Origin of the sequence: Gemmiger sp. An194 (assembly GCF_002160145.1) — a bacterium.
Classification (GTDB): domain Bacteria; phylum Bacillota; class Clostridia; order Oscillospirales; family Ruminococcaceae; genus Allofournierella.
Genome location: NZ_NFKA01000001.1, coordinates 36144 through 61701, shown reverse-complemented (window position 1 = coordinate 61701; position 25558 = coordinate 36144). Strand labels below are relative to the sequence as shown.

The window sequence follows — 25558 nt, the reverse complement described above, 5'->3', positions numbered from 1 at the left end:
GGGAGCAGCCCGCGCTGCTCCCTTTTTTGTTTGCTTCAGCTGTGAATCAGCTCCAGCGGCTTCGCGCCAGCGCCCCGCTGCCCTGCCCGCCAGGCAATGAGCTGGCCCGCCACGCTCACCGCGATCTCCGCCGGGGTCTCGGCCCCGATGGAAAGGCCGATGGGGGTGCTCACCCGGGCAAACTGCTCCGCACCGAAGCCCTCCTCTTCCAGCTTCTGGCGGGTCATGGCGATCTTGCGGCGGCTGCCCATCAGCCCGATGTGGCCCGCCGGGGTGGTCAGCGCCTTGCGCAGTACCTCGTAGTCGTGCTCGTGGCCCCGGGTCATGATGACGATCAGATCCTCTTCGGTGGGCTCCAGACAGTCCACCGCGGCGGCCATCTCCTCGCAGAGCACGCCCGCCGCGCCGGGGAAGGCAGACTCCACCGCGAACTCCGGACGGTCGTCCACCACCCAGTATTCAAATTCCAGCGCGGGCAGCAGCGCCGCCAGCGCCCGGGCCACATGACCGGCGCCGAACAGCAGCACCCGCCCGGCTCCCGTCTGAGCCGCCCGCCGCTGCGCCTCCTGCACCGAGGCCTCGCCCGCAGGCAGATACAGAAATTCCACCCGTACCTGGCCGCCGCAGGCCATACCCACCTGGTTGGGGCCCCTGTCGTTCAGGTCATATTCCTCCACCGCGCTCTGCTGTTCCTCCAGAGCCCGGGCGGCCCGCTGCTGGCACACCGCCTCCACCCTGCCGCCGCCAATGGTGCCGATGCATTCGCCGCTGCCCAGCACCGCCATGAAGGCCCCCGCGTGCCGGGGAGCCGAGCCCCTGCTTTCCAGAATGGTCACCAGCACCGCCGGTTCCGTTTCCAGCCGCCGGGCCAGCTGCTTCATTCCCTGGTTCATATTTTCTTCTCCTTCTGTGTGCCGGGCATATTGCCCCGGCCCCGTTCATATTCCTGTTGAGACGACACCGCACGGTTTTCATGCGTTATTGTCCTTAGCATATCACGCCCATCTGCGGATGGCAAGCCGGTTGACAAAGTCCCCCTGTTCGCGGTACGCTGAAACCACAGAATCCGGCATTTGGCATTTTTGAAAGAGTTTCCTCTGCCGGTTCGTTTTATTAACAGCGCCGCCCCAAACGCGGCAAAGGAGGACCCATGTCGTTTACGCTTCCCATTTACCGCGCGCCGGATTTTTCCGCGCCCGCCTTCGCCCGCTGCCCCGATGCCCGCTTTGTGCCCGCCCCCTGTGACGGGGCCGCGCCGGACGGCTACCACAGCACCAGCATGTACCCGGAATACTTCCGGATCGACGGCCGCTGGACCCTGGCTGAGGAAAGCCGGATGGACGGCTGCGTGGTACTGCGGGAAAACGGCCGGCTGGATGTGGTGGAGCTGCGCAACCTGAAGCAGGGCGACCTGGTGGCCCTGGGCCGCACCGACGACGGAGCGGACGGCATCTACCTGCACACCGGCGGCTTTGCCGACCCGGAGGCCCGTGCCGAGGCGGACGCCTTCACCTTCCGCCAGGGGCGCAGCCGGGAGACCTCCTATACAAAAGACTATGACCGGCTGATCCAGCTGCTGCGCCACGAGAAGGAGCACGGCAACATTCTCTGGGTGATGGGGCCTGCCTTCTCCTTTGACGCGGGCGCCCGCGCGGCCATGCAGGCGCTGGTGGAGGCAGGCTACGCCCACGGACTGCTGGCGGGCAACGCCCTTGCCACCCACGATCTGGAGGGCGCGCATCTGCACACCGCCCTCGGGCAGGACATCTACACCCAGCAGAGCATGCCCGGCGGGCATTACAACCATCTGGATGTGATCAACCGGGTACGCCGCTGCGGCAGCATTCCCCGGTTCATTCAGGAATACCACATTCAGGACGGCATCATGTACAGCATCGTGAAGCAGGGCGTTCCCTTCGTGCTCACCGGCTCCATCCGGGACGACGGCCCCCTGCCAGAGGTGATCGGCGACGCCTATCAGGGCCAGACCGCCATGCGGGGACTGGTGAAGCAGGCCACCACCGTGATCTGCCTGGCCACCATGCTGCACACCATCGCCGCCGGCAACATGACCCCCAGCTTCCGGGTGCTGCCGGACGGCACCATCCGCCCGGTGTATCTGTACACCGTGGACGCGGACGAATTCGTGGTGAACAAGCTGCTGGACCGGGGCAGCCTGTGCGCCACCACCATGGTGACCAACGTGCAGGACTTCATCACCAAGCTGGCCCACGGGCTGGGAGTTCTGTAAGAAGTTTATTTTACATAAATAAAGAAAGGAAGTGCCGTCCATGCGCCGGGCCTTGTGTGCTTTGATGATTCTTGCGGTTCTGACCGGCTGCTCCGCTCCCGCCGCTTCGGGGCAGGCCGGGCAATCTGCGCCTGCCAGTCAATCCTCTGCGGACACATCGTCCGCCAGCACTGCGGCGCCTGCACAGGGCGCGGTAAACGAGGCCCAGCTGCGCTGGAAGGAAAACGTCTCCACCGCTCTGCGCCAGTCACTGGTGCTGGCCACCGACCTGCCGGTGATGGACTACCTGCTGCCCGCTTTGAACGAACAGGACGCGGTGGTGCTGGTGGGCAAGCCGGAGCAAAGCGTGCCCCAGGCCGCCTTTTACGTTACCGAGGAGGAGGCCACGCCCCTGGACATCGGCCCCTGCGGGCCCCAGACGCTCCGAAGGCTTACGCTGGAGGACGGCCAAACCTGGGTGATGATCACCGAGCAGCAGCTGGGCGTTTCACCCCCGGCCAGCTACTTTTTCTATCTGGACAATGCCGGCGCGCTGACCGGCTTTTCCCTCCGGGACCCGGAGAGCGGCCAGCCGCTGGCGGTGTCCGCTCAGACAATCGAGGGCAGCACCCGGTTTTCGCTGGAGGTCACCCGGCTGGACGGCGGCTGCACCCGCATAGAACCCGCGGACGGGATGGACAATTCCTATCTTTGGGTCACCGAGGAGGGGAGCTTTCTGCCCTCCGGGCGCAGTGTACATCACTACCCGCTGGTGCTGGAAAACGGCAGCTTTTACGAGCTGGCGGCCGTTCCGCTGGAGGATGAGCAGTTTTTGCAGCTGTTCCCCGAGGGGAAGGACTGGCTGGACCGGATGCTGGAACACGAGACCCGTCTGGTTCGGGAGGATACGCTGGACAGTGAATACACGTTTCTGTACCGGGGCGACGGCACGGTGGACGTGAACCTGCGCTACGGGCATTTTGAATGGGGCTGGCAGTGCTGCCATCTCACTCTGACCCCCGGCCAGCCTCTTCCCGAGCCGGGCACTCCCGAGGGCAGATTCCAGCCGGGCTACCGCCAGCAGGCCGCCTGCCCAGCCATTGCCCGGCAGCCTGAACTCCCCGACTCCCTTGCCGAACCCGGCGAGGATCAATGAATCAATCCAATCACAGGAGGAACCCGACCTTGACCAAACGCATTGCATCCATTCTGTTTGCCGCCCTCATGCTGGGCGGCCTGCTGGCAGGCTGCGGCGGAAACGCTGCCCAGTCACCCGCCGCCTCGGCCGCTCCCACCGCGGCCCCGGCCACACCCGAACCCACCGCCGAGCCCACCCCCGCGCCGGACCCGGAGGCGGTGTGGGCCCAGGCCGGCAAGGACACCATGGCCTGGCTGCAGAGTCAGCCCGGCTTTGAGGGGCTGGACCTGACCGTGCAGGAGGGCTTCCCCTATTTCCTGGCGGTGAACCGGGATGCCAACACCGTGACCGTTTACACCGCCGACGAGAACGGCCAGTACACCAAGCCCTACATGGCCATGGTGTGCAGCGGCGGCACCGACACCCCCACCGGCTACTGGAACACCCCGGTGAACTACGACTGGCGGCTGCTCGCCGGCCCCTGCTACGGCCAGTACGCCACCCGCATCAACGGGCCCTACCTGTTCCACTCGGTGCCCTACTACACCCAGCACAAGGACGATCTGGAATACGACGAGTTCAACAAGCTGGGAACCACCGCGTCACTGGGATGCATCCGGCTGGCGGTGGTGGACGTACGCTGGATCTACACAAACTGCCCCATCGGCACCCCGGTGGCCATTTATGACGACGCGGCCAACCCCGGCCCCATGGGCAAGCCGGACACCCTGACCACCGACCCCAAGGACGAAACCCTGCGGGGCTGGGACCCCACCGACCCGGACCCGGCCAACCCCTGGAGCGATGAATATCTGGACGGCACTGCCATCCGCAGCGCCGCCGCGCAAAGCGACTGGGAAGCCTTTAAGGCCAGCGAGGCCTTCACCCAGAACCTGACCCCCACCGACCTGCAGGGCTGGAGCCACGACAGCGCCATCGTGGGCACCCGGGGCTGATTTCTTTTCAACCGAATACAACACAACAAAACCCGCTGAGGCTTCGCCCAAATGGACGGAACCCCAGCGGGTTTTCTTTTGTTTTTATGGTGTTACCAGTCCCAGCGGAAACCGGCGGCCTGCAGATCACCGCGCATGGCGTAATACTCCTGCTCGAAGGTCACATACTCCCCGGCGGCCAGCGCATCCAGCTGACGCTCACAGGCGCAGGCGGCATGGGCCAGCGCCCGCGCCGCGTTGGCAGGGCAGCCCTCATGGCTGCAGGCCATCAAGTACTGCATCGCGTTGGGCAGATACTGCACCGCGAAATCCGCCGCCTGGGTCGGGTCGGCATCCTCCGTCTCCAGCATCGCCAGCAGGGCGGCGCAGCCGGTCTGCAGCCGCTCGAACTGCCAGGCCAGCATGGGCGGCCGGGAAAAGGTTTCGGTCATACCGCCCATGGCACGGACTGCACCCCGCAGGCTGCCCAGCACCCGCTGGTCCACCCGCAAACTCTGGGGCAGGGTGGGCGCGGGAGGTACCGGCCGGGCAGCGTTCTCCTCTTCGTCCAGCCCCAGCACCGGCAGCGCACCCGCAGGCAGCAGAGCGTTCACCACCAGCAGCATGGCACCCACCAGCAGCGGCACCGAAAGAACCGCCAGCGTGAATTTCAGCCAGGCCCAGGGAGCGGGCAGAAGAATACACACAGCGGCCAGCACAAAGCAGGCGGCAGCCGCCATCCAGAAACGTTTTTTCACAGGGCAAAGCCCCCTTTCCCATCAATCATCCCATCTGCCCGCAGGCAAGTCCGAGAACCGTTTTCTATTATAACACAAAAACGCCCACCTCCAAAGAGGTGGGCGAAAATGCTCTGCAAGTTTTACAAAAAGTTTTCAGGCAACGCCGCACAATTCACGGTGAAGCCCTCAGGCGGCGTATCACGCCAAAATTTTCTGTGATATTTTCCAAAAATGCTCGCCAAGCCACCAAGGCTTGTCTGCGCTTTTTTGTTCATCTCACAAAAAATTTTCCGGCGCGCACCACCACCTGAAATTATGCGGTGTTGCCGCTTACTTAACCTCAGGCAGGCTGGCAGCAGCGGAGCTCTGGCCAACGCGGCGGGTCATCTCGTCCGGAGCTTCGGGACGGAACTTCACGTCGGGGTACTCCTCGTCCATCACGCGGGCAGCGGTCTCCAGAATGATATCGCCGCCGCGGCCGCTCATCACGCGGCCCATCATCTGCACGTGGTGGATGTCGTAGAACTGAGCGTACAGGCCCATGGTGTGGCCCAGGTACACGCCGATGCTCTCGTACACCTTGATGGCGCGCTCGTCGTTCTCAGCCATCAGGCCCTGAACAACCTTCAGGCGCTTTGCCGGGGGCTCGGTCTCGTCCAGCTCGATGCCGGCACGGGGAGCCAGCTTGTTCACGCCGTCCTGGCTGAAGTACTTCACGCCGCAGCCGATGTCGCCGCTCCACTCGTCCTCCATGGCGTCGGGCTGACCGTCCACGGGAGCAAATGCCAGCTCGTTCAGCCAGCCGCAGATGTTGCCCTCGCCGTCCACGTAGCCAACGGCCTCGCTGGTGCCCATGGCGATGCCCATGATGCCGTTCTCACCCAGGCCCATCGCACCGGCCAGAGCGGAAACGTCGCCGTCGTTGGCAACCACAACGGGGATCTCGTAGCCCAGGATGCGGCCCAGATCCTCGGCGGCGCGGGTGTAGATGTTCTTCACCTTGGCGTCGAAGTCTTCCTTGCCCACCTTCAGGAACAGGCTGGCAACCATGCACTTGTTGTCGATGTAAACACCGGCGGAGGAAACGCCGATGCCGTCCACCTTGCGGCCCTTCTCCAGGATCTTGGCGGCAGCGGTCTCCATGGCGGCCAGGATGCCCAGGTAGTGGTAATCGGGATTGGTGTTGACCTTCGGGTACCACACAACCTCTTCGCTGTAGATGGTCTCGCCGTCGATCACGGCGCTCACCTTGCGGTCAGATCCGCCGGCATCAAAGCCGATGCGGGCGCCGTTGGTGTGACGGCCCACGCTCTCGGTCTTCTGGAAGGCAGCGGGCTTCTGGTCGTAGGGCAGAGCCACTACCTCAAACTCGCGCTCGTAAACGCCCTCCATGAAGTTCTTGTCGAACTCACGGCTGCCGCCCACGGAGTAGGCCTTCTTGATGCCCTCGGCCAGCTTGTCGTCGCCGCAGATGTACACCTTGAAGCCGCCCCAGCTCCACAGCAGGAACTTCACCAGACGGTCCACATAGTAGGCATCGGCCTCGGCCATCTCGGAGGTGTCGTAAACCTTGCACTCCCAGGTGCCGATCTGACCGCCGCTGCGCTCCACAGCGATGCACAGGGGCTTGGTGGCGCCCATGGAGTAATGCTTAAAGAACAGGCCCAGAGGCACAAAGCCCTGGTCCAGCTCAGGCAGGTTCTTTACGGGAATCTCAACATTCAAGAATTTCATGTTCTTCCGTCCTTTCGTGTCATCACCGGCGCTTCGGCCTGCGGCCCGCAGCGCACTGTGCCGGGCTGCAGACCCGGCCGCTTCTCTTGCTTTCATTGTAGTACATCCCTCAGCGCAGCGTCTATTGCAAAGCGGCTTTACAATTTGTACTTTCGTGTATTTTTGGGCGCTGTGGCCAAAATCACTGCCCCATGTTTACAGCTTTTGCACTATATTGGACGGAAGCAAAAACGCGCCCCGGCTGCATAACCCGGCCGGGACCCGGGCAGACTAAGGCCAGAAAAGGAGGAAAAAACATGTCTGTTTTTTATAAGATCTGTATCCTGCTGCTGATCGTGGGCGGCTTGAACTGGGGCCTTGTGGGCCTGTTCCGCTTCGATCTGGTGGCCTGGCTGTTCGGCGGCTCCGCCAGTGTGCTCAGCCGCATCGTCTACTCGCTGGTGGGCGTTTCGGCTCTGGGCGCCATTCCCAGTCTGTTTATGTCGTCCGACGGCGAGCACTGACCGCCTGCAGCACAAAAAGCGCGCTTTCCCGCCATTTGGGGAAAAGCGCGCTTTTTGTTATGAGAAAAAGGAAAATTTTAATCCTCCAGGCAGACCGCCGCATCCTGCTGCTCGGTCACATAGCCGATGCGTGCCGCCTTTACGCCCGCGGCCAGCAGCTGCTGAAGGCATTCTTCGGCGCACTCTTCCGGCACCGCCGCCAGCAGACCGCCGCTGGTCTGGGGGTCGTAGAACAGATCCTCCAGCGCCTGCTCCACCTTTCCCTTCACCTGCACGCCCGCCTGGGCGTATTCCCGGTTGCGGTAGGCTCCGGCGGGAATGAAGCCCATCCGGGCCAGCTCCAGCGCCTCCGGGTGGAAGGGCACCGCATGGGCCTGAATGTGCAGGGTGCAGCCGCTGCCCTGTGCCATCTCGAAGCTGTGGCCCAGCAGGGCGAAGCCGGTCACATCGGTGCAGCTATGCACCGGGTACTCCACCAGCACATCCCGGGCGGCCTTGTTCAGGGTGGCCATCTGCCGGTAGATGCGCTCCAGCACTGGCGCTTCCACCAGGTCCGCCTTGGCGGCGGTGGTGATAACCCCCACGCCCAGCGGCTTTGTGAGCAGCAGCACGTCGCCGGGTTTGGCCCCGCTGTTGGTGAGGACCTTATCCGGGTGGACAAAGCCCGCCACCGCCAGGCCGTAGATGGGCTCGGCCCCGTGGATGGTATGCCCGCCGGTGATGATGGCCCCCGCCTCGTAGGCCTTGGCGTAGCCGCCCCGTAGAATTTCGTGCACCGTGTGCTTGTCCATGGATTCGGGCAGGCACATGATGTTCAGCGCGGTGCGGGGCTCGCCGCCCATAGCGTATACATCGCTCAGGGCGTTGGCCGCCGCGATCTGACCGAAGAGATAGGGGTCGTCCACGATGGGCGGGAAAAAGTCGGTGGTCTGCACCAGCGCCACCTCATCGGTAATCACATACACGCTGGCGTCGTCGCTTTTGTCGTAGCCCACGATGAGCTGGGGGTCGTAGTGGGTCTCGAAGCCCTCCAGCATGCGGGCCAGCGTGCCCGCGCCCACCTTAGCCCCGCAGCCCGCGCAGCTGGCCAGCTTTGTCAGCTTTACCTCGGTTTCCATCAACAGCGCCTCCTTCAGCTGCCTTCCGCCCGGTAGACCGGGCGATATCCCTCACCGGTCACCTCCACCACCTGCTCCACCTCGGCGGGATATTCCCCGCCGAGGCAGGGGTCGCTGCCCCCGTATTCCGCGCAGGTGCCGCAGCTGCTGCTCAGCGCCCGGGGCACCGGCATCACCTTCACCGGAATGCCCGCTTGCTGGCACAGCTTTTTGAAGCGGATGGCTCCGAAATGGGAGTAAAAGGTTGCAATGTAGCTCATGCCCGGGTCAGGGTCAGGGTATATTCGCCGCCCGTCTCCTCCACCTGGACCGTGTAGCCCTGGTGCTGGGCATAACGGGTCACGTTTTCCTTGCTGGCCAGATTGTCCACCAGCACCTGATATTTTGCCTGCTTGTCCATCATGGCCTTGCGGGTCATGACCACCGGCTCCGGGCAGGAAAGCCCTCTTGCGTCCACGATAACCATCGTTATTTTCCTCCTTATGCGTTCTTGCGGAAGGTGTTCACGCAGGCGATGACCGCCACCACCACGATACCGATGATCACAGCCAGCTGACCGGCAGGGGTGCTGCCGGTGCCGCTGGAGGCCAGACCGAAGTTGTGGGCAAAGGCAGCGCCCGCGATGAGGCCCAGAACGGCCACCGCGCTGTCGGAATTGCCCTCACCCGCCAGCACCAGCTGACGCAGGGGGCAGCCGCCCAGCAGCACGCAGCCGAAGCCCGCCAGCAGCATGCCCAGGAAGTTCCACACACCGTCGGTATGAGCCACAGGCTGACCCTCAAAGCCCAGGTTGAAGTAGGCCTCGCCGGTGACCGCGCTCAGGATCAGGTTGCAGACCAGGGCGCTGGCGAAGATGGCCACAAAGCCCAGCAGCAGCTTGCTCTCCCGGAAGAGGGCCATGTCACGGATGCCGCCCACCATGCACAGGCGGGTGCGCTGGGCCAGAGCGCCCACCACAAGACCGGCGATCAGGCTGATCAGGATGGGAGCATGCAGCGCGCCCGGGCCTGCGCCCGCCTCGGAGAAGAAGATGAAGGCGGGAGCCGCCACCAGCAGCACCAGCATGACCACCTGCACCGCCGGGAAGGCCGCGCCCTCCAGCACCGGCTGCTTAAAGGTCCGGCCCAGGGAGTAGCCCCGGTTCAGGAACACAACGCCCACCAGGATGCCCGCCACGAAACCGGCCAGACCCAGCAGCGCGTTCAGATCGCCGCCCGCCAGACGCAGGATCATGCGGAAGGGGCAGCCCAGGAACATCAGACAGCCGATCATCACAAAGAAACCCAGCACGAAGCGGGTCAGCGGAGCGCTGCCGCCACGGGCAGAGAATTCCTTCTTGGCCAGCGCCATGGCAAAGCTGCCCAGCACCAGGCCGATGATCTCGGGCCGGATGTACTGCACCGCGCCCGCCCGATGCAGGCCCAGCGCGCCCGCGGTGTCACGCAGGAAACAGGCGATGCAGAAGCCCATGTTCACCGGGTTGCCGAAGAATACCAGCGCCGCCGCAATGACGCCGATGATCAGACCCGCGATCACAATTGTGATCTTTTCTTTTTTCAAGTCCATACCAAACGATCCCTCACTTTTTGTAGTTTGAGCCCCCGCTCCCTTCACGCCCGGAAGGCCGCGGGATTTTCTTTGGGGTTCTCCTGTTTCCAATTATAGATAGTATTACTTTCGTTTTCCAATAGAATCTATTAATCTATTAAATAGATTTATCTGCTTTTCCAATAAAACAATTGTAGACTGCCCTCACCTGTGATATGCTGAAAGCAAACCACAGATCGAATGGAGGATGCGACCATGCCGCGCATTTATCTGGACAATGCCGCCACCAGCTTTCCCAAGCCGCCTCAGGTGGCCCGGGCGGTGTTCGAGTTTATGACCCAGGGGGGCTGCAACATCAACCGGGGCGGCTACCAGACCGCCTACGACACCGAGGAGCAGGTATTCGACACCCGCCAGCTGCTGTGCGACTTGTTCGACGGACCGGACTGCAAAAACGTGATCTTCACCAAAAACGTGACCGAGAGCCTGAACCTGCTCATCAAGGGCTTTCTGCACCCGGGGGACCATGTGCTGGTCTCGGCTATGGAGCACAACGCGGTGATGCGCCCGCTGGTACAGATGGCCGCCCACGGGGTGGAGTTTTCCCGCATTCCCTGCCAGGCGGACGGCTCGCTCTGCATCGAGCAGCTGGAGGGACTGATCCGCCCCAACACCCGGACGGTGATCCTGACCCACGCCAGCAACGTGTGCGGCACCGTGATGCCGATCCGGCAGGTGGGCGAGATCTGCCGCCGCCGGGGCCTGCGCTTTTTCGTGGACGCCGCCCAGACCGCCGGAGTGCTGCCCCTCTCCATGACGGAGGACTTCATCGACGCGGTGGCCTTCACCGGCCACAAGGGGCTGCTGGGACCCCAGGGCACCGGCGGGCTGGTGCTGGCCGAGGGGCTGGAACAGGAGCTGGACCCGCTGCTCAGCGGCGGCACCGGCAGCCTGAGCCACACCGAGGAGATCCCCGCCTTTCTGCCGGACCGGTTCGAGCCGGGCACCCTGAATCTGCCGGGCATTCTGGGCCTGCGGCAGGGGCTGCTGTGGCTGAGTGAGCAGCCGGAGGGTGCGGTGCTGGCCCACGAGCTGGCCCTCACTGGCCGGTTTCTGCAGGGGCTTGCCCCGCTGGAGACCGCAGGCCTTGTGCGGCTGGCGGGCAAGCGAAATCTGAAGGGCCGCACCGGCGTGGTGGCACTCCAGACACCGGGCCGGGAGATGGCCCAGGTGGCCTACCGGCTGGACAGCGAGTTCGGCATCCAGACCCGGGTGGGGCTGCACTGTGCCCCCTCGGCCCACAAGAGCCTGGGCACCTGGCCGGAGGGCGCCATCCGGTTTTCCTTCGGGGCCTTCAATACCGAGGCGGACGTGGACGCGGCCCTGGCCGCGCTGGAGGTGATTCTGCATGGAGATTAAGCAGCTGCGCTCCTTCGCGGCGGTGGTGCGCTACGGCAGCTTCACCCGGGCGGCGGAGAACACCTATCTTTCCCAGCCCACCATCAGCACCCACATCCGAGCGCTGGAGGAGGAGCTGAACACCCAGCTCCTTCTGCGGGACACCAAAAATTTACAGGTCACGCCCCGGGGTCAGGAGCTGTACGAATGCGCCTGCCGGATGCTGGAATTACAGGACAATCTGTTGCAGCGCTGGCGGCAGAGCGACCAGCACATCATCCAGCTGGGGGCCTCCACCATCCCCTCGGCCTACATCCTGCCGGAGGTGCTGCCCCTCTACGGCAAACAGAACCCGGGCAGCTACTTCGTGGTGCATCAGAGCGATAGCCGCCAGGTGATCGAGGGGGTGGCGGGCGGCTTATTCGACGTGGGCATGAGCGGCATGCCCTGTCAGGACGAGACCATCCGCTGCGAGCCCTTTTTCCGGGACCGGATGGTGCTCATCACCCCGGTGAGCCGCCGCTTTCTGGCCCTGCAAAGCCAGGGCGAGCAGGCGCTGCCCGAGCTGCTGCGCGAGCCTATCATCCTGCGGGAAACGGGCAGCGGCAGTCAGAAAAGCGCCGACCGGTTCCTGGCCCAGATGGGCCTGCGGGAAAACGAACTGCGGGTCACCGCCCGAGTGAATGACCAGGAATCCATCAAAAATCTGGTATCCGGCGGGCTGGGGGTGTCCATCGTGTCGGAAAAGGCGGTGCGGGATTTCGTGGCGGAAAAACGGCTGCTGGCCTTTCCTCTGCCGTCCGGCAGCGCCGAGCGGAATCTTTATCTGCTGCTGCCGCGCCACGCCAGTGCCGACAGCCTGCGCTTTTGCAGCTTTGTGCGGGAGTTCTACCGCGCCCCGCAGTCTCTGGAATGACACAGAAAAAAGCCGCCCGCCGTGTGCTTTGGCTGCACACAGCGGGCGGTTTTTGTTTTTCAAGCTGTCCGGCTCAATCGCTGAACAGGCGTTTTTTGTTGTGCATGTAAACGCTGGTGACCAGACCCACACACAGATACATCATCAGCACGCTGCTGCCGCCCGCCGAGAAGAAGGGCAGCGTAACGCCGATCACCGGCAGCAGCATGGTGTTCATGCCCAGATTGATGATGATCTGCCAGGCCATGGTGGCGAACACGCCCACGCAGATGTAGGTGCCGATGTGGTCCTCGCTGCGCAGGCCGGTGGTGAGGGTGCGGATGGCGATGCCGAACAGCAGCGCCAGCACCACGATACAGCCCACAAAACCCACACACTGGGCCAGGTAACTGAAGATGAAGTCATCCTGGGCGTTGATCACATAGGCGTGGCCATCGTGGAAAAAGCCGTTGCCGAAGATCTGACCCGAGCCGATGGAGACACGGCCGCCCTTCTGCTGCTGCATGATGTCCCGGTACTTGGGGTCGTCCGGGTAGAACCACAACGCCATGATCCGGTCCACCTGATAGCCCTTGAGCTTATCCGGGAAGAAGTTCAGCACTGCCGCCAGACCCGCCGAGCCCAGCGCAATGGCGCTGAGGATATATTTCCAGGAAAGGCCCGCCGCGAACAGCATCATACAGCCGATGGTGGCGAACACGATGCCGGTGCCGTCGTCGCCCTGGATGTGGATGATGCCCACCGGCACCAGAATGTGCAAAAGCAGCTTGGCCAGCACCTTGGGCTCGTTGATGCGCTCGCGCACATTGTCCAGATGCATGGCGAAGGTGAGGATGAAGCTGATCTTGGCCAGCTCGGTGGGCTGCAGACTCAGCGGTCCCAGCACGATCCAGCTGTAGTTATCGGTGCCGCCCGGGTTTTTGCCCAGGGTGACCGGTCCGATGGTCAGATGGGTCAGGGTGAGCAGCACCAGACCCCAGGTGATGGATACATGCACCGGCCAGATCTTGGCCAGACCCCGGTAGTCGATGCAGGAAAGCACCACCGCACAGCTTATCCCCAGCAGGCTGGCCACCGCCTGGATCAGCACGTCCCGGTAGTTGCCCAGGCCGGTGATCTTGCCGGTGAACTGATCCACGGCGAAGCCGCCGTTGTCCATGCCGATGCTGATGAGGGTGATCACGCTGAGGATGGAACAGCACACGCACAGCAAAAGATAAAACCAATCGGTGGCTTTTACATATTGACGGATGATCTTGAACATTCCACGGCTCCTTTTGTGTTTGCCCCAGCCGCCCGCAGCCCTTTACAGCCGGGGCAGGGGGTTGCTTTTTATTATAGCCCAGTTGAAGGCGGCTGACAATCATTTCCCCGCCGCTTTGTGTTGAACTTTCGGGGGCAATTGAGTATACTTATTATAAGTATGCTTGTTTCTTGTGTTTCTTTTATGAAAACGAGGCTGCATCCCGTTTTATTTCACGGCCGGGGCCTTCTTTTTTGCCGCGGCCGGCATCCCATCGTTTAAGGAGTATCTGTTTCATGGCCATTTTCAATACCGCCAGCCGCGCCGAGACCGTGGCTCTGGGCGAGCGGCTGGCCGGCCGCCTTGCCCCCGGCAGTCTGGTGTGCTTCACCGGCGGGCTGGGCGCGGGCAAGACCGCCTTCACCGAGGGGCTTGCCAAAGGCCTTGGCTGCACCGACCCGGTGAGCAGCCCCACCTTTGCCATCGTGAACTACTACCGGGGTCCCCGGCCGCTGGCCCATTTCGATCTGTACCGCATCTCCACCGAGGAGGACCTGAACGCCGCCGGCTTCTATGATTATCTGGACCAGGGCGCGGTGGTGGCCGCCGAGTGGAGCGAGAACTTCGCCGCACTGCTGGCGCTGGAGCACCCGGTGACGGTGGACATCCAGGTCACCGGCCCCGAGAGCCGCTGCATTACCATCGAGGGGGTGAGCCTGTGATCACCTTTGGTATGGATACCGCGGGCCGCACCGTGAGCGTGGCCCTGATGCGGGACGAGCAGCTTTTGTACGAGTGCTACCAGGACGCGGGCCTCACCCACAGCGAGACCCTGATGCCGCTGGTGGATCAGGCCTTCCAGGCCACCGGCCTGACCCCCGCGGATGTGAACCTGTGGGGCGTGTGTGCCGGGCCGGGCAGCTTCACCGGCCTGCGCATCGGCCTTGCGGCGGTGAAGGGCCTGGCCTTCTGCACCGGCGCGCTGTGTGCACCGGTCTCCACCCTGGAGGCGCTTGCCCACAGCTTTGTGGGCGAGGGCACCGTGGTCAGCGCGCTGGACGCCCGCCGCGGTCAGGTGTACTGGGCAGCCTTTGATCTGGCACCCGGGCACGCCCGCCTGGTGCCGGACACTGCCGCCGAGCTGGAGGATATGTCTGAATTTTTGCAAAATTGCAAAAAACCGGTGTTTTTTGTTGGTGACGGGGCTGCACTGTGCTATAATAGGTACGGCTCTTTGCCGGGGGTTCTGCCCTGCCCGCCCGCCCTGCAGCGGCCCCGGGCAAGCGCGGTCTGCCTCGCGGCAATGGAAATGAATCAAAAGGGCCTCTGCGTGCCCCCTGCCCGGCTGCTGCCCAGCTATCTGCGGCTGAGCCAGGCGGAACGGGAACGCCAGGCCCGTATCAAAGGAGAATCGATGCAATGAGCAAACCCGTTGCCCTTGCCGCCGACCATGGCGGCTACGAACTGAAGGAAGCCATCCGCAAGCATCTGGACGAGATCGGCGTTGCCTACAAGGACTTTGGCAGCTACACCGGCGAGGCCTGCGATTACCCGGACATGGCCGAAGCCGCCTGCCGGGCCGTGGTGGCCGGTGAATGCGACAAGGCGCTGCTGTTCTGCGGCACCGGTGTGGGCATCAGCATGAGCGCCAACAAGGTCCGCGGCATCCGCGCCTGCTGCTGCAGCGACGCCTTCAGCGCGGAATACACCCGCCGCCACAACGACGCCAACGCCCTGTGCATGGGCGGCCGCGTGGTGGGCCCCGGCCTGGGCGTGTATCTGGTGGACCTGTTCCTAAACACTCCCTTCGAGGGTGGCCGGCATCAGCGCCGCATCGACAAGGTGATGGCTCTGGAAGAGCAATAATTGCGTTTTAAGGAAGTTTTCATACACAACTCACAACATAAGGAGCGGTTAATTATGAGTAAGAATCCCATGATCCTGGACCATCCCCTGGTACAGCACAAGGTAAGCCACCTGCGCGACAAGTACACCGGCACCAAGGAGTTCAAGGAGCTGGTCAGCGAGCTGGCCATGCTGCTGTGCTACGAGGCCACCCGTGACCTGCCCACCGAAGAGGTGGAGATCGAGACCCCTGTGGCCATCGCCAAAACCCGCGTGCTGAGCGGCCGCAAGCTGGCTCTGGTGCCCATCCTGCGCGCCGGCCTGGGCATGGTGGACGGCATGCTGACCCTGCTGCCCGCTGCCAAGGTTGGTCACATCGGCCTGTACCGCAACGAGGAGACTCTGGAGCCTGTGGAATACTACTGCAAGCTGCCCAGCGACATTGCCGAGCGTGATGTAATGGTTCTGGACCCCATGCTGGCCACCGGCGGCAGCGCTGTGGATGCCATCACCCAGATCAAGAAGCGCGGCGCCAAGAGCATCAAGTTCCTGGCCATCATCGCCGCTCCCGAAGGCCTGGAGCGCCTGCACAGCGTCCATCCCGATGTGGACATCTACGTGGCTGCTCTGGATGAGAAGCTGAACGAGAACGGCTACATCATCCCCGGTCTGGGCGATGCCGGTGACCGCATCTTCGGCACCAAGTAAGCTCCCCTTATAAAGCCAAAACGGAAACGAGGTGTGCCTTGTGAAACAATTCATTCGTTCGCTGCTGCTCAGCCTTCTGCTGACCGGCGCGATCGGCGCGGCCTTCTGGGTGTTCCATCAGGGCACATTTTTTGGTCCGGCGGTGAACCGGATCACCATGACCTGCCTGATCCTGCTGCTGGCGGCGGTGTGGTATCTGTTCTTCTCGAACCTGTGGTTCCACCACATGCAGCGCAAGCAGCGGGTGCTGGACGCACTGCCCCAGCCGCCTCAGGCGGAGCCGGAGCCCGCTGAACCGGAAGGCAAGCCCGAGGCAGCCGCCGAGAGTGAGCCGGAGCCGGAGGCCGTGCTCGAGCCGGAACCGGTTTCGGAGCCTGAGCCCGCCAACGGGCCGGAAGCCACGGTGTTCATTCCGCCGCAGCCCGAAGAGGCCCCGCAGCCCGAGGAACCGGCAAAGCCGGAGGCCAAACAGCCCGCGGAGCAGTGGACCGCCGCGCCGGAAAGCACTCAGCGCCCGGCCGCAAAGCCCGCCCGCACCGCTTCCGCCCGAAGCCGGGCCAAAACCGCGGAGGAAAAGGCCGCGGAAAAGGCCCGCAAGCTGCAGGAAGCCGCCCAGGAAAAGCAGGCCAGCCGGGCCCGCCGCCTGGACGAGGACGCCGCCCGCCAGCAGAAAAAGCTGGAGGAGCTGCGCGCCGCAGCCGCCCGCAAAAAAGCGGCCGGCACCAAAAAGCGAATGGACTGGAAAAACAGCGATCCCCAGGACAGCGAGCAATAAAAAGCAAAAAGTTCCGTGTGCAGCGCACACGGAACTTTTTTGTTGCTTTTGTTGGATGGATGGTCACACCGGGCCGCTGGTCTCCCACTCGCTGGAAAACAGCATACCCAGCACCACGGCCAGCACCAGGCATGCCAGCCAGATGGCCCCGGTGCCCAGCGGCTCGCAGACCAGTGCGCTGATTCCCGCGCCCACCACAAAGGCCAGAATGACCCCGTAGTAGTTGCACATGTGGGCCAGCAGGGTCCTGTCGCCGGTGCGGCGGTACTGCACCAGCAGCTCGGTGCCGCTGCGCAGATTACCGGTGCACATGGTGGTGGCGTAGGCCCTGCCGTGCACCTTGCGGAAGGACTCCACCTGCAGCGAGCACACAAAGGACACGCACACGTTGGCCAGATCGTTCCAGCCCTCGGCCGCGGGCAGAAAGCCCACCGCCGCCAGCACTGCCAGCTCGATCAGCAGCACCCACTGCCGCCAGTGGAGCCGTCCGCCGGGGCTTGCTTTGCCCCGCGCCCTGATCCATTCCGCCAGCAGCACACCTGCCACAAAGGCCAGGATGGGCAGCAGGTAGTGCCCCGCACCGGCCCAGTCGCCCCGGGCCACGTCCACCCCAAGCATCACGATATTGCCCGTCTGGGCGTTGGCAAACACATGCCCCCGCCCCAGATAGGTATATGCATCCAGAAAACCGCCTGCCAGCGCCAGCAGAAGGCCCACACGAAGCGCCTCACTGCTCTGCACCACGGCCTGCTGTTTGTTCTTCACCGCATCTTCCCTCCCGCTCATGGTTCTTCGCCCCTCATTATAGTGCGTCGGCACGAAAAATGCAACTTGCCCAAAAAAGCCGCCGGGCATTTGTGGGTTCTGCCAAGGAACATCCGGTCATTCCCCGGTGCGCAGCAACGGCTTTTGGGTGTAGCTGCCGCCCATGGGACCGGGCGTGCGGCGGCACAGCGCCGCCAGATCCGCCCCCGCCGCGTGGGCGCGGGCCATGGCGCGGGCCGCGTCGCTTTTCTTCTCCAGCGCGGCCAGAGAGGTATCCGCCGGAAGGAGCGCCCCCTTCAAAAGGGCAAGGCCCGCCCGGTTGGCCGCCAGCACATGCAGGTAGGGCGGGGTCTGGGGCAGGTCCGGGCCGTAGCCCAGCGCCGCGCACAGCGCATAGCGGCGCAGCCGGGCGTGGGCATAACGCTTGGTCTTCATGGCGGTGTACAGGCCCTCCAGGTCCGGCGCGGTACGCGCTGCTGCCGCCAGCCGGTGCTCCAGACCCTCGGCGGTGCCCCGGGTGGCGCTCAGCTGCTCGGGACCCATGGCCCGCAGACGGCTCAGCACCGCGATGGAAAAGGCACGGCTGTCCAGATCCTCCCCTTGGGCCGCGGCGGCCTTATACCGCTCCAGCGCCGGGGCGGGCACATAGGGCTCCAAAGCCTCCACGCCCTGCTGCCGCCACAGGCTTCGCAGAAAGCTGGCGCTGGCAAAGCCGCCCTCGCCGGGGGTCTGCTGGCCGTGCTGGGCCCCGGTGCGCTGCACCGGCACCGGTACAAGGCGTCTGCCCTGCCGCAGAATGGCCTTGCAGTATTCCACCCCCAGATTGTTGTTGGGAGCCGCCAGAATCTCCCCGGCCCGGGGATGCAGCGCCCCGGCCGCCCGGGCACGGGCGGCGGCAAAGGGCAGCCCCTGCCCGGACAGCTGCCGCACCAGCCCGTCGAATTCCGGTCTGCACAGCACCCGGGCGGTTTCCTGCAGGTCCTGCGCATCCGGCGTTTCCGCCCCGAAGACCAGGCTGTCCAGCCCGGGCAGGGCGCTGAGCGCAGCCACCCCCGCAGCGGCAAAGCCCTCGGCGCTCTGCATCGCACAGGGGTTGGGCAGGCCGATCACCAAATCGGCCCCGGCATCCAGCGCGGCGGCCGCCCGCACCGCCGGGGGCAGCAGTGCCGCCGCGCCCCGCTGGGTCAGATCCTCGCTCATACAAACCGCAATTGCCTCGGCTCCCAGCTCCCGCGCCCGGCGCAGCTGCCAGGCATGACCCGCGTGAAAGGGGTCGTATTCTGTGATAATGCCCGCCAAACGCATGTTTTTACCGCCTTTCTCCAGCTTATTGCCGGAAAACCGGCCTGCTTCTTGAAAACGAATTGGTTCCATTATATAATAAAAAAAGCAAAATGTAAAAACCCGGCTCGGTCAAAGGTCTTCTTTTTCCTGGGCGCGGGTTTTTGCGCCGATTTTTTGATTTTACATGATTGCAGGAGGAAACTAACACATGAAGATTCTGGTTATCAACTGCGGTTCTTCTTCTCTGAAGTACCAGCTCATCGACATGGACAATGAGAACGTGCTGTGCAAGGGCCTGTGCGAGCGCATCGGCATCGAGGGCAGCAAGATCACCCATAAGGCCAACGGCGGCGCCTGGACCGAAGAGGTTCCCTTCCCCACCCACACCGAGGCTTTCTCCAAGGTCGTTGAGATGATGACCACCGGCGAGGGCGCTGTTGTGAAGGATAAGAGCGAGATCGGCGCCATCGGCCACCGCGTTGTGCAGGGTGCTGAGTTCTTCACCAAGAGCGAGATCGTGACCGATGCCATCATCGACAAGATCGAGGAGATCGCTCCCCTGGCTCCCGTTCACAACATGGCTCATGTGCAGGGCCTGCGCAGCGCCAAGGCTGTGTTCGGTGCTGAGACTCCCAACGTGGTTGTATTCGACACCACCTTCCATCAGACCATGCCTCCCAAGGCTTACATCTACGGCGTGCCCTACGAGATGTACGAGAAGTACTCCATCCGCCGCTACGGCGCTCACGGCACCAGCCACCGCTATGTGAGCATGGCCGCTGCCAAGTTCTTGGGCAAGGACCCCAGCGAGCTGAAGATGATCACCTGCCACCTGGGCAACGGTTCCTCCATCACCGCTGTGGACGGCGGCAAGTGCGTGGATACCAGCATGGGCCTGACCCCGCTGGCCGGCGTGCTGATGGGCACCCGCTGCGGCGACGTTGATCCCAGCGTTGTGACCTACATGGAGCAGAAGCTGGGCATCCATGGTCAGGAGATGGCCGACTACCTGAACAAGAACAGCGGCCTGCTGGGCATTTCCGGCGTTTCCAGCGACAAGCGTGACGTTGAGACTGCCGCTCAGTCCGGCAACAAGCGCGCCCGCCTGGCCGAGGAGATGCTGAACTACCAGATCAAGAAGTACATCGGCGCTTACACCGCTGCCATGGGCGGTCTGGACTGCGTGGTCTTCACCGGCGGCATCGGCGAGAACGACGCCCCCCTGCGCAAAGAGGTTTGCGAGAACATGGAGTTCTTCGGCATCAAGCTGGATGAGGAGAAGAACAAGCAGCGCGGCGCCGACATCATCGACATGTCCGCTGAGGACAGCCGCGTGAAGATCCTGATGGTCTGCACCAACGAGGAGCTGATGATCGCCCGCGATACCCTGGCTCTGGTGAACGGCTGATCCATTCCCCTGAACAAGGCATAACAAAAGCCGCCCGGTTTTCCGTTTGGAAAACCGGGCGGCTTTTGTTTCGATTGATTTTAAAGCACGGATGAATGCGCGGCGGCTCAGAACCGGGCCTCGCCGTCGTGGGCCAGCAGGCTCACGCTCTCCACACCGGGCACCGCGGCGCAGGCCTGCACCAGCTGGGCCTCCTTACCGGTGCGCAGCTCCAGAATCAGGTCCACGCCCTGAGCGGTCAGGTTGCGGCTCTTCACCCGAACTCCCTTGGCATACTGGCGAACCACCGCCTCCAGCGCCTTTTCCACCGCCGGGTCGCTGCCGTTCACCACCAGCAGGAAGGGCGCCTTGCCCGCGGGCACCAGGTCCAGCAGGAAGACCAGCACGGTGACCACCAGGCTGGCGATGATGGCAATGGAATACAGCCGCGCGCCGCACACGATGCCGATGCTGATGCTCCAGAACAGGAACACCAGATCCATGGGGTCCTTCACCGCGTTTCGGAAACGCACGATGGACAGCGCACCCACCATGCCCAGGCTGATCACGATGCTGCTCTGCATGGCCAGCACGATGGCCGCGGTGATCACCGGCATCAGGGCCAGGGCCTTGTTGAAGTCCCGGCTGTAGAAGGCGTTGCGGCTGGCCAGCCGGTACACCACATACAGGTAAACGCCCAGTAGGGTGGTGATGCCCAGCACAACCGCCAGGGCGGCGGGGGTGATATCGGTGGAGGCGAAGCCCTCCAGCACACTGTTTTTGATCACATCATTGAAGCTCATATTGCATTGCCCTTTCCGCCAGAGGCTCGCTCAGAACCAGCCGGCTGAGATAATATTTTGAGAATGCGGTGCGGCGCAGATGCCCCAGTTCCAGCACCTGGGCCACCGGGTCCGGGAGGAATTCGTCGTATTTGACCTCCAGCACATGCTGCCCTGCGGGCAGGATAGGCGTGAGCGGCACCCGCTCGTCCAGAAAGCGGCCCACCGCCGCACCGGCGGCGATGTTCCGGTCAAAGGTGATGCGCACGTTGCCCAGACGGCTTATGTAGGCGGTGCGCTCGTATTCCACGATCACCTTGGGGGCAAGGCCCCGGGTGCGCATGGCCGCCGCCAGCAGGTTCATGGGCGGCGGACTGCCCGGCCCGATGGGGGGAGGCGTGCCCTGCAGGATGGCCCGGCACTGCTCCGGCGTGATGGTGCAGCCGGTCTTGTGGGTCATGCCGTGCAGCTTTTCCTTGATCTCCAGCTTGATGAGGCCCGTGTCGCCGTTGTAGATGCGCAGCCGGTATTTGCGCCGGTCGTCCACGCCGGCCTCGTTCTCCCACAGGCAGTTGTTGTCGAAGTCGTCAAAATACAGGCTGCGGATGGCATAGCCGCCGGGCCGGTGATGGCCGTCCGGCCGGAGCAGCGGGGCAAGCCGGGCGGCGAGCACCGTCAGCTGGGCCCCGCTCACCTGGTACTTCCATTCATTCCGGTAATCCAAACTCTTCCACCCTTTCCGGCCGGTAATCCGCCATGTATTCGTCCAGATAATCCAGCCGCTTTTGCATCAGCTCATCGGTTTCCTCCAGATCCATCGTCCGATGGGCGGAAAGGCCGCTGGCGTAGGCATCCTTTTTTCCCCAGAGCGCCCAGTCACGGGCCATGGCTCCGCTTTTCACCAGATATTCGGTCTCGGTCTCCATGGCCTCGAGGATTGCGTCCCAGTCGAACAGGGTCTCGCGCAGCTCGGCCCAGCGCCGGGCCACCCGGTCGGCGGTGCCCTCCGGGTCGGTCTCATACAGCCGGTTCAGCTCCATATCCGGGATGACGAGGGTGGTGAAGTCCAGCTCGAACATGCCCTCGTGGGTATCGCCCCACACATAGTTCAAGTCCCAGGGGATGCGGTAGAACTGCCCCTCGTCCGACCGGTACATGTAGTACATATTGTGGTAGGAATTGTCGATGGCGCAGGTAAACTGCTTGAACAGAGCCACATCGATCAGGTTATCGGTGTTGGCCGTCTGCTCCAGGTGCCCGGTATCCGTCTCGGTATCCGGCCAGAAGAAGGCCTCTGCGTAGCTGCGCAGGGGCTCCCACACGCCTTCGGTCCAGCGCTTCGGCCAGACCACCTCCAGCTTGTTCAGCCACTGCAGGCTCTGGTCCTCCTCCAGCTGGTCGTATTCCTCATCGTGGGCCATCACGCCCTGCCGGTATTTATACAGCCGGTCGCCGCCCTCCAGGTCCAGCAGCTCCCGGTCCACGGTGGTGCACAGCAGATACATACCCATGTACTCGCCGTTCAGATACAGCTCCACGAACTCGCAGGACGCGCCCGCCGGGTCGAAGTCGTAGGCGGCGCTCATCTGGCCCCACAGGTCGTTGACCACCTTGTCCCGCACGCGGGTCACATCGGTGGCCAGATTCAAAAGAATCCAGTCCGCATCCGAGCCAAGGCCCAGCAGGTCCTGGGCGTCGGCGGCTCCGCTCTCGTCCATCAGGTTCAGCCGGTAGGATTTTTTGTCCGCAAAATAGCTGGCGTTGCCCCGCCAGTGCCATTCCAGACCGGTGCTCACCGCCTGCTGACGCACATTTCCCTCGGGCCAGAACACCCGGATGCTGCCGTAGTTGTTCTCCACCGGCAGGCGGCCCATGGTGCCGCCCACGATCGCCGGGTCACGGGGCGTACTTACCCGCACCTGACTGTCGATGGCGATGGCCGGCATGCCGCTGCGGTACACATACAGCTTTTTCCACTGCTTGCCGTCGCACACATACATCGCCTGCGGCGCGCCGGTCTCGATGGCCTCGGCGCCGTCCGTCTGCCAGAGCCAGTCCGGCAGATAGACCTGCCCCCACTGGGCACTGAGCGTGCCGGTCACCTCTCCGCTCAGCGGCTGCGGCAGGCAATAGGCCCCCAGCTCCCGGTTATAGGGCAGCTCCACCCCGTTCCAGTACAGCGCGCATTCCTCGGCGCTCAGGGCGGTGGTGGCGGTCAGCTGCTCGATTTTGTCCCGGTCCGCCAGAGAAACGCCGAACAGCAGCCGGGACTGCTGCAGGCTGCTGAACGCCAAAAACCCGGCCAGGGCGCAAAGGCAGCCGATGACCAGGACCAATTTGACTGTTTTCTTCAAGAAATTGCCCCATTTCCCTAAGGCCGCACCGCTTGAACAATACGCCGTAAATCGCGCGGAGCCGCCGTAAAATTGTGTCGCAGTTTCGTTTTATTTTACCACGCTGCCGGGTGGGCTGTAAAGGCTGGTCCAGCTTCTGCCAGACATAAAAAAGCCGGCCGGTGCAATGCACCGGCCGGTCCTTTTTTGGTTTGGTTACTGAACCACCGCGTTGTAGACCTGCTCTACTTCCTCGGCGTTCTCACCCATCAGCTTGACGGGATGTTTGTAATCCAGATTCATCAGGCCCAAAATGCTCTTGGCATCGGCGATGACGCCCTTCAGATCCTGCACGTTCAGCTCGCACTCGCAGGAAGCTGCGGCGCTCACAATGTCCTTAACCTGTTTGAAGCTGGAAACCTTGATTTCTTTCATCATTGTCTCATGCCTCCCAAAAAATCTTTTCCATGTTTTCCGGCGGCGCGCCTTTCCCCTGCGCGCGGCATTCCGGTTTTTCCTCGGAGCCTTACCGGTGTGTTATAGTATGGCTGAATCAGCCGCCCCTCAAACACAACCTTGCTCCTCGCTAGGCATTATAGCACGGAATAATCCATTTGTCGCCACTTTTCAGAAGTTTCTCCCCGATGTACCAAAAGCGCTGTTCTTCTTGGTTACTTTTTGTCACTTTTGTCTTTAACATTGAGATGGGTTCACACTTCGGAAACATTTGTCCATATCCTTTTGTTTGTTAGGCAAAAACACATTGTTTTGCTGCAACAACCTTCGCCATATTTTTGTTGCATTGTCGGCCATGTTCTGTTATATATAATAAGGTAACCCCTGCCCCGCTGCGGGGGCTGCAGCCCGAAAAATACATTTGAGAATTCAGAAAGGTTCGTGATTGTTTTTGGATACGCCTGGCCCTAGTATGTACCTGTTTCTTCTTCTTCTGGTCGCCGGTTCGGCCTTCTTTTCCGGCAGCGAGACCGCACTTTCCTCCTTCAACCGCATCCGTATGCGCAACCGCGCGGAAAGCGGCGATAAGGGAGCGGCCCTTGCGCTGAAAATCGCCGACGATTACGACAAGACCATCTCCACCATCCTCATCGGCAACAACATCGTAAACATGGCCAGCTCCTCGCTGGGCACCGTAGTGGCGATCGCCATTGTGGGCCAGCAGTGGGGCCCCACGATTTCCACCGTGGTAATGACCCTGCTGGTGCTGATCTTCGGCGAGATTCTGCCCAAAAGCGTGGCCAAGGAGCACGCGGAATCCATCGCCATCCGGGTCGCCGGCATCATCGACATGCTGCGCAAGCTGTTCGCCCCCCTGGTAATGTTCTTCGTGCTGCTGAAAAAGCTGGCCTTCGGCCGCAAGGCGGCGGACGATCAGCCCAGCGTGACTGAGGACGAACTGAAGACCATCATCGACACGGTGGAGGAAGAAGGCGTGCTGGACAGTCAGGAGACCGACATCATCCAATCGGTCATCGACTTCGACGATATCACCGTGCAGGAGATCCTGATTCCCCGCGTGGATATGCTGGCTGTGGATGTGAACGAGCCGGTGGATCAGGTGATCGCCACCGTGCTGGCCAACAGCTACACCCGCATCCCGGTGTATGAGAACGACATCGATCACATCATCGGTATGCTGCACACCCGGGACCTGTTCAACTGCCTGGCCCAGAACAAGCCCGTGAATGTGCGCGAGCTCTGCCGCGACATTCCCTTCGTTTACCGCACCAAGCACATCAACGACCTGCTGGCCGAGCTGCGCCGCAAAAAGCAGCACATGGCCATCGTGACCGACGACTACGGCGGAACCCTGGGCCTTGTGACCATGGAGGACGTGCTGGAGGAGCTGGTGGGCGAGATCTTCGACGAGACCGACGAGGTGGAGGAGCTGCCCATCCAGAAGCTGGAGGATAACCTGTACCGGGTGGCCGGCGAGGTGAACATCGACGACCTGTTCGATGAGCTGGACCTGAAATTCAAAGGGTTTGAAAGCGATTATTCCAGCGTGGCCGGCTGGGCCCTGGAGTGCCTGGAGCACATCCCCGAGCCCGGCGAGCACTTTGTGTTCCAGAACCTGCACGTGACCGTGGAAAAAGTGGAGGACAAGCGCATTCTGAGCCTGCTGGTGCGCATCGAACCCAAGCCCGAGGAGGAATAA

General features: G+C 62.8%; 27 protein-coding genes. 13 read left to right on the top strand and 14 right to left on the bottom strand.

Annotation, left to right across the window (positions count from 1 at the left end):
- Window positions 1–35 precede the first annotated feature (35 nt).
- Window positions 36–893, bottom strand: coding sequence for a xanthine dehydrogenase accessory protein XdhC (gene xdhC, locus B5F28_RS00280; RefSeq protein WP_087291847.1), 858 nt, complete (start codon window positions 891–893; stop codon window positions 36–38).
- Between the two features lie 257 nt (window positions 894–1150).
- Between xdhC and B5F28_RS00275 the strand changes: the two genes are divergently transcribed.
- The 3 genes from B5F28_RS00275 to B5F28_RS00265 are packed head-to-tail and all read left to right on the top strand — an operon-like array spanning window position 1151 to window position 4324.
- Complete coding sequence (locus tag B5F28_RS00275) at window positions 1151–2251, top strand: putative NPN-dependent ornithine cyclodeaminase (RefSeq protein ID WP_087291844.1); 1101 nt, start codon at window positions 1151–1153, stop codon at window positions 2249–2251.
- 40 nt (window positions 2252–2291) lie between these two features.
- Window positions 2292–3386 (top strand): hypothetical protein, encoded by a 1095-nt coding sequence (locus B5F28_RS00270; protein ID WP_087291841.1) that lies wholly within the window; start codon window positions 2292–2294, stop codon window positions 3384–3386.
- 29 nt (window positions 3387–3415) lie between these two features.
- Window positions 3416–4324, top strand: coding sequence for a L,D-transpeptidase (locus tag B5F28_RS00265; protein WP_087291838.1), 909 nt, complete (start codon window positions 3416–3418; stop codon window positions 4322–4324).
- Between the two features lie 92 nt (window positions 4325–4416).
- Here the strand turns inward: B5F28_RS00265 and B5F28_RS00260 are convergent, their stop codons facing one another.
- Together B5F28_RS00260 and B5F28_RS00255 are read right to left on the bottom strand one after the other, a co-directional pair.
- Window positions 4417–5061, bottom strand: coding sequence for a hypothetical protein (locus tag B5F28_RS00260; RefSeq protein ID WP_087291835.1), 645 nt, complete (start codon window positions 5059–5061; stop codon window positions 4417–4419).
- Between the two features lie 312 nt (window positions 5062–5373).
- Entirely contained in the window at window positions 5374–6777 is a 1404-nt protein-coding gene (locus B5F28_RS00255) for an ROK family protein (RefSeq protein ID WP_087291832.1), read from the bottom strand.
- A gap of 296 nt (window positions 6778–7073) precedes the next feature.
- Between B5F28_RS00255 and B5F28_RS00250 the strand changes: the two genes are divergently transcribed.
- Window positions 7074–7280 (top strand): DUF378 domain-containing protein, encoded by a 207-nt coding sequence (locus tag B5F28_RS00250; protein ID WP_087291829.1) that lies wholly within the window; start codon window positions 7074–7076, stop codon window positions 7278–7280.
- A 77-nt stretch (window positions 7281–7357) separates the two neighbouring features.
- On the opposite strand, the gene selD is transcribed toward B5F28_RS00250, so the two are convergent.
- The 4 genes from selD to yedE are packed head-to-tail and all read right to left on the bottom strand — an operon-like array spanning window position 7358 to window position 9964.
- Window positions 7358–8398 (bottom strand): selenide, water dikinase SelD, encoded by a 1041-nt coding sequence (gene selD, locus B5F28_RS00245; RefSeq protein WP_087291826.1) that lies wholly within the window; start codon window positions 8396–8398, stop codon window positions 7358–7360.
- A 14-nt stretch (window positions 8399–8412) separates the two neighbouring features.
- The gene (locus B5F28_RS00240) at window positions 8413–8658 is read right to left on the bottom strand and encodes a putative Se/S carrier protein (protein WP_087291823.1); all 246 of its coding nucleotides are present in this window, start codon (window positions 8656–8658) and stop codon (window positions 8413–8415) included.
- On the bottom strand, window positions 8655–8864 hold the full coding sequence (locus B5F28_RS00235) for a sulfurtransferase TusA family protein (RefSeq protein WP_087291820.1): 210 nt from the start codon (window positions 8862–8864) through the stop codon (window positions 8655–8657). Before B5F28_RS00235 ends, B5F28_RS00240 begins: the two co-directional genes overlap by 4 nt.
- 14 nt (window positions 8865–8878) lie before the next feature.
- Window positions 8879–9964, bottom strand: coding sequence for a YedE family putative selenium transporter (yedE, locus tag B5F28_RS00230; protein ID WP_087291817.1), 1086 nt, complete (start codon window positions 9962–9964; stop codon window positions 8879–8881).
- Window positions 9965–10201: 237 nt separating this feature from the next.
- On the opposite strand from yedE, the gene B5F28_RS00225 reads away from it, so the two are divergent.
- Window positions 10202–11365 carry an aminotransferase class V-fold PLP-dependent enzyme gene (locus B5F28_RS00225; RefSeq protein WP_087291814.1) on the top strand — a complete coding sequence of 388 codons (1164 nt, stop codon included), beginning with the start codon at window positions 10202–10204 and terminating at the stop codon, window positions 11363–11365.
- On the top strand, window positions 11355–12260 hold the full coding sequence (locus tag B5F28_RS00220; RefSeq protein ID WP_087291811.1) for a selenium metabolism-associated LysR family transcriptional regulator: 906 nt from the start codon (window positions 11355–11357) through the stop codon (window positions 12258–12260). The genes B5F28_RS00225 and B5F28_RS00220 overlap by 11 nt, the downstream gene beginning before the upstream one ends.
- A 73-nt stretch (window positions 12261–12333) precedes the next feature.
- Here B5F28_RS00220 and B5F28_RS00215 read toward each other — a convergent pair whose 3' ends face one another.
- Window positions 12334–13524: an FtsW/RodA/SpoVE family cell cycle protein gene (locus tag B5F28_RS00215; protein ID WP_087291808.1), complete on the bottom strand. Its 1191-nt coding sequence runs from the start codon at window positions 13522–13524 to the stop codon at window positions 12334–12336.
- A gap of 275 nt (window positions 13525–13799) precedes the next feature.
- Between B5F28_RS00215 and tsaE the strand changes: the two genes are divergently transcribed.
- From tsaE to B5F28_RS00190, 5 genes are read left to right on the top strand one after another with little or no spacing between them, the layout of a single operon-like run.
- On the top strand, window positions 13800–14225 hold the full coding sequence (gene tsaE, locus B5F28_RS00210; RefSeq protein WP_087181808.1) for a tRNA (adenosine(37)-N6)-threonylcarbamoyltransferase complex ATPase subunit type 1 TsaE: 426 nt from the start codon (window positions 13800–13802) through the stop codon (window positions 14223–14225).
- Entirely contained in the window at window positions 14222–14926 is a 705-nt protein-coding gene (gene tsaB / locus B5F28_RS00205; protein ID WP_343212726.1) for a tRNA (adenosine(37)-N6)-threonylcarbamoyltransferase complex dimerization subunit type 1 TsaB, read from the top strand. The genes tsaE and tsaB overlap by 4 nt, the downstream gene beginning before the upstream one ends.
- Window positions 14923–15369: a ribose 5-phosphate isomerase B gene (gene rpiB, locus B5F28_RS00200; protein ID WP_087291805.1), complete on the top strand. Its 447-nt coding sequence runs from the start codon at window positions 14923–14925 to the stop codon at window positions 15367–15369. Before tsaB ends, rpiB begins: the two co-directional genes overlap by 4 nt.
- 54 nt (window positions 15370–15423) lie before the next feature.
- Window positions 15424–16056 (top strand): uracil phosphoribosyltransferase, encoded by a 633-nt coding sequence (upp, locus tag B5F28_RS00195; RefSeq protein WP_087291800.1) that lies wholly within the window; start codon window positions 15424–15426, stop codon window positions 16054–16056.
- 40 nt (window positions 16057–16096) lie between these two features.
- Window positions 16097–16831, top strand: a complete 735-nt coding sequence (locus B5F28_RS00190; protein WP_087291797.1) for a hypothetical protein — start codon at window positions 16097–16099, stop codon at window positions 16829–16831.
- 63 nt (window positions 16832–16894) lie between these two features.
- Here the strand turns inward: B5F28_RS00190 and B5F28_RS00185 are convergent, their stop codons facing one another.
- Both B5F28_RS00185 and B5F28_RS00180 read right to left on the bottom strand, forming a co-directional pair.
- The gene (locus tag B5F28_RS00185; protein WP_087291794.1) at window positions 16895–17617 is read right to left on the bottom strand and encodes a YoaK family protein; all 723 of its coding nucleotides are present in this window, start codon (window positions 17615–17617) and stop codon (window positions 16895–16897) included.
- A gap of 96 nt (window positions 17618–17713) precedes the next feature.
- On the bottom strand, window positions 17714–18901 hold the full coding sequence (locus tag B5F28_RS00180) for a nucleotidyltransferase family protein (protein WP_087291791.1): 1188 nt from the start codon (window positions 18899–18901) through the stop codon (window positions 17714–17716).
- A 187-nt stretch (window positions 18902–19088) separates the two neighbouring features.
- On the opposite strand from B5F28_RS00180, the gene B5F28_RS00175 reads away from it, so the two are divergent.
- Window positions 19089–20288 (top strand): acetate/propionate family kinase, encoded by a 1200-nt coding sequence (locus B5F28_RS00175; protein WP_087291788.1) that lies wholly within the window; start codon window positions 19089–19091, stop codon window positions 20286–20288.
- 107 nt (window positions 20289–20395) lie between these two features.
- Here B5F28_RS00175 and B5F28_RS00170 read toward each other — a convergent pair whose 3' ends face one another.
- The 4 genes from B5F28_RS00170 to B5F28_RS00155 all read right to left on the bottom strand — a co-directional run bounded on the left by B5F28_RS00170 (window position 20396) and on the right by B5F28_RS00155 (window position 23820).
- Window positions 20396–21070, bottom strand: a complete 675-nt coding sequence (locus B5F28_RS00170; protein ID WP_087291784.1) for a DUF4956 domain-containing protein — start codon at window positions 21068–21070, stop codon at window positions 20396–20398.
- Window positions 21057–21773, bottom strand: a complete 717-nt coding sequence (locus B5F28_RS00165) for a polyphosphate polymerase domain-containing protein (RefSeq protein WP_087291781.1) — start codon at window positions 21771–21773, stop codon at window positions 21057–21059. Before B5F28_RS00165 ends, B5F28_RS00170 begins: the two co-directional genes overlap by 14 nt.
- Complete coding sequence (locus tag B5F28_RS00160; protein ID WP_143424654.1) at window positions 21757–23403, bottom strand: CotH kinase family protein; 1647 nt, start codon at window positions 23401–23403, stop codon at window positions 21757–21759. The genes B5F28_RS00165 and B5F28_RS00160 overlap by 17 nt, the downstream gene beginning before the upstream one ends.
- Before the next feature lie 195 nt (window positions 23404–23598).
- Window positions 23599–23820, bottom strand: coding sequence for a hypothetical protein (locus B5F28_RS00155; protein ID WP_058963270.1), 222 nt, complete (start codon window positions 23818–23820; stop codon window positions 23599–23601).
- 490 nt (window positions 23821–24310) lie between these two features.
- Between B5F28_RS00155 and B5F28_RS00150 the strand changes: the two genes are divergently transcribed.
- A complete protein-coding gene (locus B5F28_RS00150) occupies window positions 24311–25558 on the top strand; it encodes a hemolysin family protein (protein ID WP_247643360.1) in 1248 nt (415 codons plus the stop codon).

Coding starts and splice junctions, on each gene's coding strand:
- B5F28_RS00180 (WP_087291791.1), bottom strand. CDS start 18,901: ATGCGTTTGGCGGGCATTATCACAGAATACGACCCCTTTCACGCGGGT.
- B5F28_RS00225 (WP_087291814.1), top strand. CDS start 10,202: ATGCCGCGCATTTATCTGGACAATGCCGCCACCAGCTTTCCCAAGCCG.
- tsaE (WP_087181808.1), top strand. CDS start 13,800: ATGGCCATTTTCAATACCGCCAGCCGCGCCGAGACCGTGGCTCTGGGC.
- xdhC (WP_087291847.1), bottom strand. CDS start 893: ATGAACCAGGGAATGAAGCAGCTGGCCCGGCGGCTGGAAACGGAACCG.
- B5F28_RS00150 (WP_247643360.1), top strand. CDS start 24,311: ATGTACCTGTTTCTTCTTCTTCTGGTCGCCGGTTCGGCCTTCTTTTCC.
- rpiB (WP_087291805.1), top strand. CDS start 14,923: ATGAGCAAACCCGTTGCCCTTGCCGCCGACCATGGCGGCTACGAACTG.
- B5F28_RS00275 (WP_087291844.1), top strand. CDS start 1,151: ATGTCGTTTACGCTTCCCATTTACCGCGCGCCGGATTTTTCCGCGCCC.
- B5F28_RS00250 (WP_087291829.1), top strand. CDS start 7,074: ATGTCTGTTTTTTATAAGATCTGTATCCTGCTGCTGATCGTGGGCGGC.
- B5F28_RS00215 (WP_087291808.1), bottom strand. CDS start 13,524: ATGTTCAAGATCATCCGTCAATATGTAAAAGCCACCGATTGGTTTTAT.
- upp (WP_087291800.1), top strand. CDS start 15,424: ATGAGTAAGAATCCCATGATCCTGGACCATCCCCTGGTACAGCACAAG.
- B5F28_RS00170 (WP_087291784.1), bottom strand. CDS start 21,070: ATGAGCTTCAATGATGTGATCAAAAACAGTGTGCTGGAGGGCTTCGCC.
- B5F28_RS00185 (WP_087291794.1), bottom strand. CDS start 17,617: ATGAGCGGGAGGGAAGATGCGGTGAAGAACAAACAGCAGGCCGTGGTG.
- B5F28_RS00270 (WP_087291841.1), top strand. CDS start 2,292: ATGCGCCGGGCCTTGTGTGCTTTGATGATTCTTGCGGTTCTGACCGGC.
- selD (WP_087291826.1), bottom strand. CDS start 8,398: ATGGAAACCGAGGTAAAGCTGACAAAGCTGGCCAGCTGCGCGGGCTGC.
- B5F28_RS00255 (WP_087291832.1), bottom strand. CDS start 6,777: ATGAAATTCTTGAATGTTGAGATTCCCGTAAAGAACCTGCCTGAGCTG.
- B5F28_RS00220 (WP_087291811.1), top strand. CDS start 11,355: ATGGAGATTAAGCAGCTGCGCTCCTTCGCGGCGGTGGTGCGCTACGGC.
- B5F28_RS00240 (WP_087291823.1), bottom strand. CDS start 8,658: ATGAGCTACATTGCAACCTTTTACTCCCATTTCGGAGCCATCCGCTTC.
- yedE (WP_087291817.1), bottom strand. CDS start 9,964: ATGGACTTGAAAAAAGAAAAGATCACAATTGTGATCGCGGGTCTGATC.
- B5F28_RS00155 (WP_058963270.1), bottom strand. CDS start 23,820: ATGATGAAAGAAATCAAGGTTTCCAGCTTCAAACAGGTTAAGGACATT.
- B5F28_RS00175 (WP_087291788.1), top strand. CDS start 19,089: ATGAAGATTCTGGTTATCAACTGCGGTTCTTCTTCTCTGAAGTACCAG.
- B5F28_RS00235 (WP_087291820.1), bottom strand. CDS start 8,864: ATGGTTATCGTGGACGCAAGAGGGCTTTCCTGCCCGGAGCCGGTGGTC.